We start from the raw sequence: 14,085 nt of genomic DNA, 5'->3' as shown, positions 1-14,085 counted from the left end.
GGGCCGTCCCGGAACAGGGGCGGCCCTTCGTCGTACTCAGTGCTGGGAGGCGAGGAACTGCGTCGCCGCCAGTTCCGCGTACAGCGGGTCCGCCGTAACCAGCTCGCGGTGCGTGCCCACCGCACGGACCCGGCCCGCGTCCACCACGACGATCCGGTCGGCCATCGTCACCGTCGACAGCCGGTGCGCGACCACCAGCACCGTGGTCGACCGCGCCACATCGGCGACCGTGTCCCTGAGGGCCGCCTCGTTCACCGCGTCCAGCTGCGAGGTCGCCTCGTCCAGGAGCAGCAGCCGGGGCCGGCGCAGCAACGCCCGGGCGATCGCGACCCGTTGCCGCTCTCCGCCCGACAGCTTGGTCCCGCGGTGCCCGACCAGTGTGTCCAGGCCCTGCGGCAGCCGGGCGACCAGACCGTCGAGCCGGGTCGTCTTCAGCACCCGCGTCACCGCGTCCTCGTCCGCTTCAGGGTTGCCGAGGAGCAGATTGTCCTTCAGTGACCCCGACAGCACGGGCGCGTCCTGCTCGACGTATCCGATGGCCGAGCGCAGCAGGGGCAGGTCCCAGTCGGTGAGCGGGCGGCCGTCGAGGGTGATCGTGCCGGACTCCGGGTCGTAGAACCGTTCGATGAGCGAGAAGACGGTGGTCTTGCCCGCGCCGGACGGGCCGACGAACGCCGTCATGCCCCGGGCGGGTATCGCGAAGCTGACCCCGTGGTGGACGTACGGCAGGTCGTCGGCGTAGCGGAAGCGTACGTCGGTGAAGGTGACGGAGGCCGGTTCGGCGCCCGCGGACGGCAACTCGGCGGGCTCGGACGGGGGTTCGGCGGGCAGCCGCAGTGCCTCCTGGATCCGGGCGAGCGCGCCGGCGCCGGTCTGGTACTGCGTGACCGCGCCGACCACCTGCTGGATCGGCGACATCAGGTAGAAGACGTAGAGCAGGAACGCCACGAGCGTGCCGATACCGATCGCGCCGGTCGCCACCCGCGCCCCGCCCACCGCAAGGACCGTGATGAACGCCAGCTGCATCGCGAGCCCCGCCGTGTTGCCCGCCGCGGCCGACCACTTGGCGGCCCGCACGCTCTGCCGCCAGGACTCCTCGGCGGCCTCGTGCAGGGCGCGCTCCTCACGGTGCTCGGCCCCGGACGCCTTGACGGTGCGCAGCGCGCCCAGCACCCGCTCCAGCGAGGCGCCCATCACCCCGACCGCGTCCTGTGCCCGGCGGCTCGCCCGGTTGATGCGCGGCACGATCGCGCCCAGCACCGTGCCCGCCCCCGCGATCACGGCGAGTGTGACGCCCAGCAGCACGGGGTCGACCACCCCCATCATCACCACGGTGGCGACCAGGGTGAGTCCGCCGGTGCCAAGGGCGACCAGCGAGTCCGTGGTGACCTCGCGCAACAGGGTGGTGTCCGAGGTGATCCGCGCCATCAGGTCACCGGGTTCGGTGCGGTCCACGGCGGTGATGCGCAGCCGCAGAAGGTACGACGACAGGGTGCGTCGTGCCCCGAGCACCACCGACTCGGCGGTACGCCGCAGCACATACGAACCCAGCGCGCCCACACCGGCGTTGGTGACCACCAGAGCCGCCATCGCGAGCAGCTTCCCGGTGATGGAACGGTCGTGGGACAGGTCCTCGATCAGCCCCCGGGCCACCAGCGGCAGCAGCAGCCCGGTCGCCCCCGTCACCAGCGAGAGCACCGCACCCGTCAACAGGGCCCAGCGGTGCGGACGTACATAGGAGAGGAGCAGCCGGAACACGGACGGACCGGTCCGGTCTCGCGTCCGTCTCGGCGAAACTGCGTCTGCGGTGGTCACGGTGCTCCTCGTCCGGGCGGTGGGCGGCGCACCAAGGCTACGACGGCCCGCTCCGGCCCCGGGGCCCGGTCACCTACGGGCGGAATCGATCGTCGCCAGGCCGCACGCCGTCCTGGCCGGCAGCAGCAGCCAGGCCGGGTGGAGCTGTCCGAGCCCAGTCCCACGAGGACGCGCGATCCGGCGGTGAAGCGGACCTGGCGCTCCATGGCCCACTTCGCGCGGGACGCGCGCCCTGCGGCCGGTGCAGTTCGTGACCGCGCTCGGCCCAGCCCGCGTGCCGCCGGTGAGGGTGGCCGCCGGGACGCCGTGCTCGGCGAGGATCGCGGGCGTTCCCGGTGCGAACGCCGCAGGCGCACCCCTGGACGAGGACGTGGACACCCAGCTCGCCGGCGCCTCGCGCGCCCTGGACCGGGCGGGCTTCGCGATCATCGTGACCGGGCTCCAGCAGTGCCTCACCGACGCCGATGGAAACGGGTCGGACGGCGAGACGACCGAGCGGATGAAGGGCCACCTGGAGGAGCTGTTCCCCTCGCTGGACTGGCCAGCGGGGCCCGGCGCTGGAACACCGCGTCGGCCGGCCCGAACGCGGGCCACCGTGAGCAGGGCGTAAGCGAACACCCGCTGGAGTATGCCCGCGGACAGCCGGGTGGCGAGCCGTTGGCCGGCTCAGGCGCCGAGGATCGATGCCGCGGCGAACGGGCCCACGGCCGACCAGTCGGCGTCGGCCCGCGTACCGGCGCGTGCCGCGGCGTGGTGAGCGAATTGATCGTGATGACCAGACCGATGGCCGCACGCATCCGCAGTGCCCTGCGATACACGAGGGACGGTACGGCGAGAAAGCCGCCGCCCGCCCCGAGCACCCCGGCGACCGCGCCGAGGCCGGCTCCCGCCGGCATGGTCCCGGCCGCCGCGAACACGGCGCCGGCCCGCCACCGCACGGTGCCCTCGCGGGCATGAACCACGGCGGTCGACCGGAAAGATCCGGAGTGATCGACGTGCTCCGTGCCGTTACCGATCGGTCACGCGTAGGGTCGGAAGACAGGCACGTCAGCGAGCGACGAAAGGTCAGGTCCATGGCGCAGGAAGTACGCGGCGTGATCGCACCGGGCAAGGACGAGCCCGTGCGGGTCGAGACGATTGTGGTGCCGGACCCCGGGCCGGGCGAAGCCGTCGTACAGGTCCAGGCCTGCGGGGTCTGTCATACCGACCTGCACTACAAACAGGGCGGAATCACCGACGAGTTCCCGTTCCTGCTCGGCCACGAGGCCGCCGGTGTGGTGGAGTCGGTCGGCGAGGACGTCACGGACGTGGCCCCCGGGGATTTCGTGATCCTCAACTGGCGTGCCGTGTGCGGGAACTGCCGGGCCTGTCTGCGCGGCCGCCCCTGGTACTGCTTCAACACCCACAACGCCAGGCAGAAGATGACCCTCGCCTCGACCGGCCAGGAGCTCTCTCCGGCGCTCGGCATCGGCGCCTTCGCCGACAAGACGCTGGTCGCCGCCGGACAGTGCACCAAGGTCGACCCGACCGTCTCCCCGGCGGTCGCCGGACTGCTCGGCTGCGGGGTGATGGCCGGCATCGGCGCCGCGATCAACACGGGCAGCGTGGGCCGGGGCGACTCGGTCGCCGTGATCGGCTGCGGCGGTGTGGGCGACGCGGCGATCGCCGGGTCCCGGCTGGCGGGCGCCGCGAAGATCATCGCCGTCGACATCGACGAGCTGAAGCTGGAGAAGGCGCGCACTCTGGGCGCCACCCACACGATCAACTCGCGTGAGAGCGATCCGGTGGCAGCCATCCGTGAGCTGACCGGCGGCTTCGGCGCAGACGTCGTCATCGAGGCGGTCGGCCGTCCGGAGACCTACCGCCAGGCCTTCTACGCCCGCGACCTCGCCGGTACCGTCGTCCTCGTCGGTGTGCCGACCCCCGAGATGAAGCTCGAACTGCCGCTCCTCGACGTCTTCGGCCGTGGCGGCGCGCTCAAGTCCAGCTGGTACGGCGACTGCCTGCCTTCCCGGGACTTCCCCATGCTCATCGACCTGCATCTGCAGGGCCGGCTGCCCCTGGACGCCTTCGTCACCGAGACCATCCAGCTCGACGAGGTGGAGAAGGCGTTCGACCGGATGCACCAGGGCGACGTCCTGCGTTCGGTGGTGGTGCTGTGATGACCACGCGCATCGAACGCCTCGTCACCTCCGGGCAGTTCACCCTCGACGGCGGCACCTGGGAGGTCGAGAACAACGTGTGGATCGTCGGCGACGAACGCGAAGTGATCGTCATCGACGCCGCCCACGACGCCCAGGCCATCGCCGAGGCGGTCGAGGACCGCCGCCTGAAGGCCATCGTGTGCACCCACGCCCACAACGACCACATCGACGCCGCGCCCGCCCTCGCGGACCTCACCGGCGCCAAGATCTGGCTGCACCCCGACGACCTGCCGCTGTGGAAGCTCACCCACCCCGACCGCGACCCCGACAACCACCTGGCCGACGGGCTGGTCATCGAGGCGGCCGGCGCCGACCTGACCGTGCTGCACACGCCCGGCCACGCGCCCGGCGCCGTCTGCCTCTACGAGCCCGGCCTGGCCACCGTCTTCACCGGTGACACCCTCTTCCAGGGCGGCCCCGGCGCGACCGGACGGTCGTACTCCCACTTCCCGACGATCATCGACTCCATCCGGGACAAGCTGCTCACCCTCCCGCCGGAGACGAAGGTCCTGACCGGACACGGCGACTCGACCACCATCGGCGCCGAGGCACCCCATCTGGAGGAGTGGATCGCCCGCGGGCACTGACCCGTCCGGCCGGAAAAGCGGGGCGCACCGTCGTGACGCGCCCCTACCATCACGCCCATGACCTCCACCGCCACGCTCGTGACCCTGCACACCACCCGCGTCCTGCGCTGTGCCGCCGACGGGCCGGCGCTCGACGGTGAGAGCGCCGCACTCGATCTCGTCGGCGACGCGTTCGGCCAGGACGCGGAGCTCGTCGCCGTCCCGGCCGAACGGGTCGGGGCCGAGTTCTTCCGGCTCCGCTCGGGGGTCGCCGGCGCGGTGGCGCAGAAGTTCGCGAACTACCGGCTGCGGCTGGCCGTCGTCGGCGACATCTCCCGGCACCTCGCGGGGAGTTCCGCGCTGCGCGACTTCGTGTACGAGGCGAACCGCGGCCGCCAGCTCTGGTTCGTGAGCGACGACCGCGAACTGGAGGACCGGCTGCGTCCCACCGGGTGACATGCGGCATCCGCCCGGAAAAGGCGACAGGAGATGTCAGGCTTCCGCGCGACCCTCGACGGGGACAGCGACGGATCACGCATCGGAGGCCTGACATGCCCGGACCGCTCGACGGAAAGGTCGCTCTCGTCGCGGGGGCGACACGCGGAGCCGGTCGCGGCATCGCCGTGGAACTGGGCGCGGCGGGCGCCACCGTCTACGCGACGGGTCGCTCCACCCGCGCCCGCCGCTCCGAGTACGACCGCCCGGAGACCATCGAGGACACCGCCGACCTGGTCACCGCGGCCGGCGGTTACGGCATCGCCGTACCCGCCGACCACCTCCAACCGTCCGCCGTACGGACCCTCGTGGACCGCATGGCGGACGAACAGGGCCGCCTGGACATCCTGGTGAACGACATCTGGGGCGCCGAGAACCTCTTCGCCTGGCACCGCCCCGTGTGGGAGCACGACCTCGACGACGGGCTGCGGCTGCTCCGGCTCGCCGTCGAGACACACGCGATCACCAGCCACTTCGCCCTGCCCCTGCTGCTGCGCCGGCCGGGCGGCCTGGTCATCGAGATGACCGACGGCACCGCCGACTACAACCGCGACACCTACCGCGTCTCCTTCTTCTACGACCTCGCCAAGACGGCCGTGCTGCGCATGGGCTTCGCCCTGGGCCACGAACTCGGCCCACGCGGCGCCACCGCCGTCGCGCTCACCCCGGGCTGGCTGCGCTCGGAGATCATGCTCGACCACTTCGGCGTCACCGAGGACACATGGCGCGACGCCCTCGACCGCGTCCCGCACTTCGCCATCTCCGAGACACCGCGCTACGTCGGACGCGCCGTCGCCGCACTCGCCGCCGACCCCGGCGTGGCCCGCTGGAACGGGCAGTCCCTGTCCAGCGGCGGCCTGGCCCAGGTATACGGCTTCACGGACCTGGACGGCAGCCGGCCGGACGCCTGGCGTTACCTCGTCGAGGTGCAGGACCCCGGAAGGCCGGCCGACACCACCGGCTACCGCTGACCAGGCACGCCCCTCACCCGTCGGAGACCGGCCGGGTCGGCCAGAGCGCCGGATGCCCCGCGGGCAGCGCGAGATCCTCGCGTGCGGCGGTGTAGTACCGCTCGCGGCAGGCCCGCTGTCGCTCCAGCAGGTCCTGCCAGGCGTCCGCGTCCACCGTCCCGGCGCGCATGAACCGCTCCATGTCCATCACCGTGGTCACCCACTCCCGTGCCCCCTCCACCACCTCCCGGCTGCCCAGCATGATCAGCGCCTCCCCGGCCGGATCGCGGCCGTCGCTGGCCGCGGCCAGCAGCGGCTCGGCCTCGTCCGGGGAGAGCGGATGCGGATGCGGGTCGTTGCCGAGGTGGGCGGCGAGCCGGTAGGTGAGGTTCACCGATTTCTTCAGCGCTTGCGCGTAGTCGCTGTAGACCGCCAGCCGCCGCTCCTCCCAGCGCGCGGCGCGCTCACGCCGGAACCGCGCCCGATCACCCCGCACCACGGCCAGATACGAACCGAGCGCGCCGATCACGACGCCTATGAGGGCCGGGAGTTGCTGCAAGAACGCTGACATGTGCGCACGCTATCTGTCCTGTTGATCGTTCCGCCCGTACGGTCGTTGCCATGACCGGACTGAATCGCTTTGCGGGACACGGGGTTCTCGTCACGGGCGCGGCCCGTGGCATCGGCGCGGCCGTCGCCCGGCGGCTGGCCGAGGAGGGCGCACAGGTGCTGGCGACCGACCGGGACCTGCCCGAGGCGGAGCGCACGGCGGCCGCGCTGCGCGAACAGGGGCTGGCGGTCGAGGCGTTCGGCTGCGACGTGGCCGACCGGGGCTCCGTGGAGGCCGCCGTCGACCGTGCCGTCGGCGCCTTCGGCGGACTCGACGTGCTGGTGAACTGCGCCGCGCACTGCACCCCGGACGTCTCCCTCTTCGAGGACCAGCCCGACGACGGATGGGACCTCGACCTCGACATCACCCTCACCGGAGTCCACCGCTGCTGCCGCGCCGCCCTTCCGCAACTGGCCGCCTCCGGCCGGGGCGCCGTCGTCAGCATCGGCTCCGTCAACGCCGGGGCCGACTTCGGCAACCACGCCTACAGCGCCGCCAAGGCCGGCCTCGGCTCGCTGACCCGCACCCTCGCCGGGCACGCGGCCGCGCGCGGTGTACGGGTCAACCTGGTGGAGCCGGGCACGGTCCGCACCTCGGCCTGGGAGGGACGGGACGACGAACTCGACGCCGTGCGGGCGCTCTACCCCCTGGGCCGCGTCGGGGAACCGGAGGACGTCGCCGCGGCCGTCGCCTTCCTCGCTTCCCGGGACGCCGCCTGGATCACCGGTACCACCCTCCGCGTCGACGGCGGTCTCACCGCCGTCCACAGCGGATTCCACGCGGCGCTGCGGCCGCACCGGGAGGCCCGGCAGGGGTCACAGGGCCGTTGACGCAGTCGCGACCGCGTCCAGCACCCGCCGGGTGTCGTCCTCGGTGGTCCGCCAGTTGCTGAACGCGGCCCGCAGTGCCGGCACCCCGCCGTACACCGTCGGTGTGAGAAAGGCCTCCCCGGACACGGCGACCGTCCGGGCCAGGGCGGCCACCCGCTCCGGTGTCGGGTGCGCGGCGAGGGTGAAACAGACCACGTTGAGCCGGACCGGCGCCAGCAGACGCAGGCCCGGGAGGGCGTCGATGCCCGAGCCGAGGCACCGGGCCAGGGCGACATTGCGCTCGACGATCTCGCGGTGCCCGGCACGGCCGTACGCCGTCAGGGAGAACCAGGCCGGCAGCGCCCGCATCCGGCGGGAGGTCTCCGGGGTGAGGTGCAGGAAGTCCGGTTCGCCGGTGGGCGGGCCCAGGTAGGGGGACTCGTTGTGGAAGACGGCCACCTGGAGGTCACGGCGGCGGGTGAACTGCACGGCCGCGTCGTAGGGGACGTTGAGCCACTTGTGCAGGTCCACACAGACCGAGTCGGCCGCGTCCAGGCCGGCGACGAGCGGGGCGTACGCGGGGGAGAGGGCGGCGAAGGCGCCGAATGCGGCGTCCACGTGCAGCCAGAAGTCGTAGCGCTCCTTGAGGGCGGTGATCGCCCGCAGGTCGTCGAAGTCGACGGTGTTCACCGTGCCGGCGTTGGCGACGACGATCGCCGGCCGCCCCTCCAGCGCGGCCAGGGCCGCGTCGAGCGCGGTCACGTCCACCGCCTCCCGATTGCCGGGCAGCAGCGGCACCGGCCGCAGCCGGTCCCGCCCGATGCCGAGCACAGACAGCGCCTTGCCGACGCTGGAGTGCGGGCTGCCGGAGAGCACGTCGACCGGGCCGAGCGCGGCCGCACCCGCCCGGGAGACGTCCACCCCCAGCCGCTCCCCGAGCCATTCCCGGGCGATCGCCAGACCGACCGTGTTGGACATCGTCGCCCCGGTCACGAACGCCCCGCTGTGCGCCTCGCCGAGCCCGAACAGCTCGGCCAGCCAGGCCACCGTCTCGCGCTCCAGGGCGGCACCCCAGGAACCGGCAGCAGCGGACAGGTTCTGGTCATAGGCCGAGGTCAGCCAGTCCCCGGTGAGGGAGGCGGGCGTCACACCGCCGGTGACGAAACCGAGGTAGCGTGGCCCGGCCGAGGCGGACAGACCAGGCGCCCACCGCTCGGCGAACCGGGCCAGCGCGCCCTCCCCGCCCACCCCCTGCTCGGGCAGCGTCGCGCGCGCGGGTGCGGGCCCGAGCGCGGCCACGGGCCGCTCGCCCAGCCCGGCCAGCGCACGGGCGGCCACGTCCCGGGCCGACCGCAGGAGTTCGGGGAACAGGGCGAGATCATCGGCAAGCGTGCGGTGCATGGACGGCAGCCTAGGCCGGTCCCGATGCCGAAGTTAACCGTTTCGTCACAGCCTGGCCGGGGCTACAACCAATGCCCTCGATCGGCCGGTCTAGGACCACGAGATCGCAGGACACACGAAGGAGACAGACTTCAATGGGGGACATACGCAGACGAGGTGCCGTCGTACTCGGCGTCACCGGACTTGTGGCGCCGCTCGCGCTCGCCATCACCGCCGCACCGGCGCAGGCCGCGAGCTGCACCACACAGGCGGGGCCGTACCAGAAGCAGGTGGAGAAGTTCCTCGGCCGGCCGGTGGACGGCAAGCAGTCCGCCGCCGACTGCAGGGCGACCAAGGCATTTCAGGACAAGCACGGCATCACGCCCGACATCGGCTACGCCGGCCCGGTCACCTGGGGCGTGATGGACCTGATGAACAAGCAGAAGGCCGTCGGAAACAAGCCGAACAGGGACGGCAAGTGCCCCACCAACAAGGGGCGCATCGCCTGCGTCAACCTCACGCTCCAGTTGAGCTGGATCCAGGACGGCAGCAAGCTCGTCTACGGCCCGGTGCCGGTCCGTACCGGCCGTAACGGGTACGAGACCCGGACCGGTCTGAAGAAGATCTACTGGCGTGACATCGACCACGTCTCGTCCATCTACAACGTGCCGATGCCCTACAGCCAGTTCTTCGACGGCGGCCAGGCCTTCCACTCGGTGGGTCTCAGCATGTGGAACCCGCCGGGCTCGCACGGCTGCGTCAACATGACCACGAAGGACGCCAAGAAGTACTGGTCCCTGCTGAAGAACGGCGACGACGTCTACGTGTACGGCCGCAAGCCGGGCACCTGACGGCACCCGGCCCCGGCCGCGCCGCCCCGGCTCAGCTCTCCGGGGCGTCCCCGAAGTCCGGGATCTCCAGCCTGGCCCCGCCCTGCCGCGCGGACTCGTGCGCGTTGATGCCCGGCAGGGTGTAGCGGGCGGCGACCCACGCGTTGACCGAGGGCAGTGCGCGCGCGTTGACGGCCGTCACGAAGTCGTCGACCAGGAAGTGGTGGCTGCCCTCGTGCCCGTTGTGCAGCGCGTCGAACTCCCGCGGCAGCCGCGCCCGGTCGTGCACCGGCGCCGACCCGGAGGTGAAGGCCGCCCGCAGCTCCGGCGCGATGTGCTGGAGTGAGGGATCGTCGGGCGACATGGTGGGCTTGGGCTCAAGGAGCTCGCTGATGTCCTTCACGCCCTTCTTGTCCTGCCACAGCGCCACCGTCGCCAGCTGCTCCATGCTCGCCTCGGTCCCGAAGAACCGGAAGCGCGATTCGCGGATGTGGGACGGATAGCCCACCCGCCGGAACTCGTTCGTACGGAACGAGCCGCCACCGGCGACCTCGAACAGCGCGGTCGCGTTGGACACGTTGTTGCCGAACTGGCTGACGTCCTTGTCGAAGACGCCGTCGCCGCGGTCGTCCACCACCCCGATCGCCGACACGCTCACCGCGTGCGTCTGCCAGGCGCCGAGCACCCCGCCCACCGCGTGCGTCGGGTAGAGCAGCGGGGGATAGCTGGCGGTCGTCTTCCAGTTCTCGCCGCCGCTGTAGCGGTAGGCGTCGTAGAAGCCCAGGTCCATGTCGTGGACGTAGTCGCCCTCGGCGTAGAACAGCCGGCCGAAGGCGCCCTCGGCTATCTGGTTGCGGGCGTGCACGGTCGCCGGGTTGTACTGGCTGGTCTCGCCCATCATGTACGTCAGGCCGGTCACCTTGACCGCGTCGATGATCGCCGCGATCTCCTCGGTGGTGATCGCCATGGGGACCGCCGAGTACACGTGCTTGCCTGCGTTCAGGCCCTCGAGGACCAGTGGGCCGTGCGTCCAGCGCTGGGTGAAGATCGCGACCGCGTCGACGTCCGCCGACTCCAGCATCGCCTCGTACGACGGGAAGGTGCCCGCCAGCTTCTGGGCGGCGGCGAGCCGCTCCGCCCGCTCGGGCAGCAGATCGGTGACGTACACGTCACCGACGCCGGGATGGGCCTGGAACAGCGTGGCGAACTGGCCGGAGAACTGGCCGGCGCCGACGATGCCGAGTGAGAAAGTCATGGTGGTTACTTTTGCTTCGGAAGAATCTCGCCGTCAAGGGGTGAAAGGAAGCAGGAAAGACATCAGGAGGGCGCTTCTGCGGTGCACCAGGGGCACAGTAGGGTGGCCGGGTTACTTCAGCTACGGAAGAAAAGGGTTGCCGTGTCCGACTGGCTGCCGCTGAGCCCCGCGGAGCGTTCCGTGGCGATCGAGGTGCTCGTCCACGGCCCGCTGTCACGCACCGAGCTGGCCCGCCGGCTGAACCTCTCCCAGGGCAGCCTCACCCGCCTCACCAAGCCGCTCATCGAGTCCGGACTGCTCGTCGAGGCCCCCTGGGCGGGCGCCCCCGCGGAGGCGCGCCGGGGCCGCCCCTCGCAGCCGCTGGACGTGGTCGCCGAGTCCCGCTCCTTTCTCGGCTTCAAGGTCACCGACGAGATGGTGTACGGCGTCGTCACCACCCTCCGGAGCGACATCGTCGCCCGCCTCGACCGGCCCCTGACCAGCCACGACCCCGAGTACGTCGCCGACCTGCTGGCCCTGATGACCGCCGAGCTCGCCGCCCGGCACCCCGCCGTCGCGGGCATCGGCATCGGCGTCGGCGGGTTCGTGCGCGAACACGCGGTGGTCGGCGAGTCGCCGTACCTGCGATGGCGTGACGTCCCGCTGGCCGCGCTGGTGCGGCAGCGCACCGGGATGCCGGTCGTAGTAGAGAACGACGTGGCAGCCCTGGTCGAGGCCGAGACCTGGTTCGGCGCCGGCCGGGGACTCGACCGCTTCGTCGTCCTGACCATCGGCGCCGGCATCGGCTACGGGCTGGTGCTGGGCGGCAGGCGGGTGCCGTACGCCGAGGAGGACCGGGGCTTCGGCCGGCACTGGATCATCGACCCGCAGGGCCCGCTCACCCCGCAGGGCGAACGCGGCAGCGCCGCGTCGCTGCTCACCATCCCCAGCATCCGCTACCAGATCCGGGCCGCCACCGGCCACGACGCGTCCTTCCAGGAGATCCTCGCCCGCGCCGCGGAGGGCGAGCCGATGCACGCGCGGGTGATCGGCGAGGCCGGCCGGGCGCTGGGCACTCTGCTGGCGCAGCTCGCCAACTTCGTCATGCCGCAGAAGATCCTGCTCGCCGGGGAGGGGGTCGGCCTGATGGAGGTGGCCGGGGACACCGTGCGGGACACCGTCCGCGCCCACCGGCATCCGCTCGCGGGGCCGGTCCGCCTGGAGACCAAGGTCTCCGACTTCCACGACTGGGCACGCGGCGCGGCCGTGCTGGCGATCCAGGTGCTCGTGCTCGGCGGGGCCGGGGCCTGAACTGCCGCTTCAGCCCGGACGGCCGCCGCTGACCCGGATCGAACTCCCGTTTCCCGTTGACACATTGACGTGATGAGTAACACGGTCCGATATGTCCGTATCGGTCGTACTTACTCACGGGGCCTTCACGTCGACCGGCATATGCTTCACAGCATGTCCACCACTGTTGAAGCCGTCACCGAGCGATCGGCCGACGAGGTCAACGAGGAGATCCGGGCCCTGTGGCTCCGGTCGGGCGGGACACTGAGCACCGAGCAGCGCGAGGAGTATCAGCGGCTCGTCCTCGAATGGGCGGCCGCGACCCCGCACCAGCCGGACCAGGCGGCCTGACCGCCCGTCCCGGGCACCCGCCGGGACGGCTGCCCTTCTCGTAGGCCCGTAGGGCCGCCCGCAGGCCCTCTTAGGCCCGCAGGCCCGCCGTCAGCCCCAAGTAGCCGAGTAATGGCGCTGGTACGCCTTACGGTCCTGCTCCGCACGGATGTAGCGGGTCGCGACCAGGGCGACCAGGCTGCCCCCGATCACCAGCAGGCCCGGACCGACATTACGGGTGTCCGTGAGCCGGGCGATCAGATTCGTGTCGTCCGAGGTGCCGACCGGCGCCGCCGAACCCGGCGAGGCCGCGCTCGGCGCGATCGCACTGTGGGTGGCTGCCGCCGACGGTGTCGGCGCGGCGCTCTGACCTCCGGCCGCGTTCCGCGTCGACGCGATCAACTGCACGTTCAGCGCCGCCATCGCCCTTGTCACCGGCTGGAAGAACGTCACTCCGCCCGTGGTGCAGTCACCGCTGCCGCCCGAGGTCACACCCAGCGCGATGCCCTCCGAGAACAACGGACCGCCGCTGTCGCCCGGTTCGGCGCACACGTTCGTCTGGACAAGCCCGGTGACCGTGCCCTCCGGATAGTTGACGGTCGCGTTGAGCGCGGTCACCGTGCCGTCGTGCAGCCCACTGCTGCTGCCGCTGCGGAACACCCGCTGCCCGACCGTCGGGTCGGCCGCCCCCGTGATCCGCACGCCCTGCCCGTTGCCGATGGCGACCACGTCGGCGTTGTCACCGGCCTTCCCGTTCGCGTACTGGATCAGCGAGAAGTCACTGCCCGGGAACTGCGTGTTGATCGTGGTGCCCAGCTGCTGGTTGCCCTGGTTGTCGTCGAACCAGACAGTGTTGGCGGGACCGCAGTGACCGGCGGTGAGGATGAAGTCCGTCTGCCCGTTGGTGACGTTGAACCCCGCCGAACAGCGGCCGCCCGTCGACAGGATCGGCTGCGCACCGTTGAGCCGGGTGGTGAACTCGCCCTCCGCGCGCCGCATCCGCACAAAACCGCCGATGCCCGCGGCGACCTGGCTCAGGTCCGACCAGTGGGCGGCGGAGACCGTGCTGTCTGCCTCCACCATGACCCGGTTGGTCCGGTAGTCCACCGCCCACGCGGTGCCGGCCACGCGCGGCGCGGCACGCAGCGTGGCGGTCGCCGCCTTCAGCTCGTTCATGCTGTGCGACACCATCTTGGCCTCGGCGCCCGCCCGCTTCACCGTCGCCGCGGCCCGCTCGTCGGTCACCGCGACCACCGGCTTGCCGTCGGCGCCGATCCAACTGCCCGCCGTACGGGCCGTGCCGAGCTTGGCCACCAGTGCCGCGCCGGTGTCACCGGCCTCCGACGCGGCACTGAACGGGACGGCGGACGTGCCGGGAGTCTCGCTCGCCACGGCCGTCGTGACCATCGCGCCTCCCAGAAGCAGTCCGCCGACCGCCGCCAGCTGTGTCCCACGCCGGACGACCCGTCGTCGTGCGTGCCTCATCCATGGCTCCCGAAACCCCGAACGCGCGGTGTCGACACCGCGGGGCCCTCCGGTCGTCGAGCGCCCTGCTCTCCATACGCGGGCGGG

The 14,085-nt window shown here is 71.8% G+C and carries 13 protein-coding genes and 2 pseudogenes; 9 read left to right on the top strand and 6 right to left on the bottom strand.

Translation table 11 applies throughout. From position 1 onward, the window contains the following. Positions 1 to 36: 36 nt before the first annotated feature. A complete protein-coding gene (locus ABZ396_RS27285; RefSeq protein WP_358925564.1) occupies positions 37 to 1,758 on the bottom strand; it encodes an ABC transporter ATP-binding protein in 1,722 nt (573 codons plus the stop codon). Positions 1,759 to 2,179: 421 nt separating this feature from the next. Here ABZ396_RS27285 and ABZ396_RS27280 point away from each other — a divergent pair. Beyond that, positions 2,180 to 2,350, top strand: a pseudogene (locus tag ABZ396_RS27280) (metal-sensing transcriptional repressor); the annotation flags it as partial. A 53-nt stretch (positions 2,351 to 2,403) separates the two neighbouring features. On the opposite strand, the pseudogene ABZ396_RS27275 reads toward ABZ396_RS27280, so the two are convergent. Continuing rightward, a pseudogene (locus ABZ396_RS27275) lies at positions 2,404 to 2,786 on the bottom strand (TSUP family transporter); the annotation flags it as partial. 102 nt (positions 2,787 to 2,888) lie between these two features. Here ABZ396_RS27275 and ABZ396_RS27270 point away from each other — a divergent pair. The 4 genes from ABZ396_RS27270 to ABZ396_RS27255 all read left to right on the top strand — a co-directional run bounded on the left by ABZ396_RS27270 (position 2,889) and on the right by ABZ396_RS27255 (position 6,051). Beyond that, positions 2,889 to 3,977 (top strand): S-(hydroxymethyl)mycothiol dehydrogenase, encoded by a 1,089-nt coding sequence (locus tag ABZ396_RS27270; RefSeq protein WP_358925562.1) that lies wholly within the window; start codon positions 2,889 to 2,891, stop codon positions 3,975 to 3,977. After that, complete coding sequence (locus ABZ396_RS27265; RefSeq protein WP_358925560.1) at positions 3,977 to 4,606, top strand: MBL fold metallo-hydrolase; 630 nt, start codon at positions 3,977 to 3,979, stop codon at positions 4,604 to 4,606. The genes ABZ396_RS27270 and ABZ396_RS27265 overlap by 1 nt, the downstream gene beginning before the upstream one ends. Positions 4,607 to 4,663: 57 nt before the next feature. Then, positions 4,664 to 5,041: a DUF4180 domain-containing protein gene (locus tag ABZ396_RS27260; protein WP_358925559.1), complete on the top strand. Its 378-nt coding sequence runs from the start codon at positions 4,664 to 4,666 to the stop codon at positions 5,039 to 5,041. A gap of 95 nt (positions 5,042 to 5,136) precedes the next feature. Next, positions 5,137 to 6,051 (top strand): SDR family oxidoreductase, encoded by a 915-nt coding sequence (locus ABZ396_RS27255; protein WP_358925557.1) that lies wholly within the window; start codon positions 5,137 to 5,139, stop codon positions 6,049 to 6,051. A 13-nt stretch (positions 6,052 to 6,064) separates the two neighbouring features. On the opposite strand, the gene ABZ396_RS27250 is transcribed toward ABZ396_RS27255, so the two are convergent. After that, the gene (locus ABZ396_RS27250; RefSeq protein ID WP_358925555.1) at positions 6,065 to 6,601 is read right to left on the bottom strand and encodes a hypothetical protein; all 537 of its coding nucleotides are present in this window, start codon (positions 6,599 to 6,601) and stop codon (positions 6,065 to 6,067) included. A 50-nt stretch (positions 6,602 to 6,651) separates the two neighbouring features. Here ABZ396_RS27250 and ABZ396_RS27245 point away from each other — a divergent pair, with 50 nt between their 5' ends. After that, the gene (locus ABZ396_RS27245; protein ID WP_358925554.1) at positions 6,652 to 7,470 is read left to right on the top strand and encodes an SDR family NAD(P)-dependent oxidoreductase; all 819 of its coding nucleotides are present in this window, start codon (positions 6,652 to 6,654) and stop codon (positions 7,468 to 7,470) included. Here ABZ396_RS27245 and ABZ396_RS27240 read toward each other — a convergent pair. After that, positions 7,456 to 8,850, bottom strand: coding sequence for a pyridoxal-dependent decarboxylase (locus ABZ396_RS27240; protein ID WP_358925552.1), 1,395 nt, complete (start codon positions 8,848 to 8,850; stop codon positions 7,456 to 7,458). The genes ABZ396_RS27245 and ABZ396_RS27240 overlap by 15 nt on opposite strands. 134 nt (positions 8,851 to 8,984) lie before the next feature. Here ABZ396_RS27240 and ABZ396_RS27235 point away from each other — a divergent pair, with 134 nt between their 5' ends. After that, a complete protein-coding gene (locus ABZ396_RS27235; protein WP_358925550.1) occupies positions 8,985 to 9,680 on the top strand; it encodes a L,D-transpeptidase in 696 nt (231 codons plus the stop codon). A 31-nt stretch (positions 9,681 to 9,711) separates the two neighbouring features. Here ABZ396_RS27235 and ABZ396_RS27230 read toward each other — a convergent pair whose 3' ends face one another. Beyond that, complete coding sequence (locus ABZ396_RS27230) at positions 9,712 to 10,914, bottom strand: Gfo/Idh/MocA family oxidoreductase (RefSeq protein WP_358925548.1); 1,203 nt, start codon at positions 10,912 to 10,914, stop codon at positions 9,712 to 9,714. A gap of 141 nt (positions 10,915 to 11,055) precedes the next feature. On the opposite strand from ABZ396_RS27230, the gene ABZ396_RS27225 reads away from it, so the two are divergent. Both ABZ396_RS27225 and ABZ396_RS27220 read left to right on the top strand, forming a co-directional pair. After that, positions 11,056 to 12,204 carry an ROK family transcriptional regulator gene (locus tag ABZ396_RS27225; RefSeq protein ID WP_358925546.1) on the top strand — a complete coding sequence of 383 codons (1,149 nt, stop codon included), beginning with the start codon at positions 11,056 to 11,058 and terminating at the stop codon, positions 12,202 to 12,204. 141 nt (positions 12,205 to 12,345) lie between these two features. Then, complete coding sequence (locus tag ABZ396_RS27220; protein ID WP_358925545.1) at positions 12,346 to 12,534, top strand: hypothetical protein; 189 nt, start codon at positions 12,346 to 12,348, stop codon at positions 12,532 to 12,534. Between the two features lie 90 nt (positions 12,535 to 12,624). Here the strand turns inward: ABZ396_RS27220 and ABZ396_RS27215 are convergent, their stop codons facing one another. Next, positions 12,625 to 13,998: a S1 family peptidase gene (locus ABZ396_RS27215; RefSeq protein WP_358925543.1), complete on the bottom strand. Its 1,374-nt coding sequence runs from the start codon at positions 13,996 to 13,998 to the stop codon at positions 12,625 to 12,627. Positions 13,999 to 14,085: the final 87 nt, after the last annotated feature.

The sequence above is a fragment of the Streptomyces sp. NPDC005866 genome (assembly GCF_040629895.1).
GTDB lineage: Bacteria > Actinomycetota > Actinomycetes > Streptomycetales > Streptomycetaceae > Streptomyces.
This window is presented reverse-complemented; position numbering and strand designations above follow the sequence as displayed.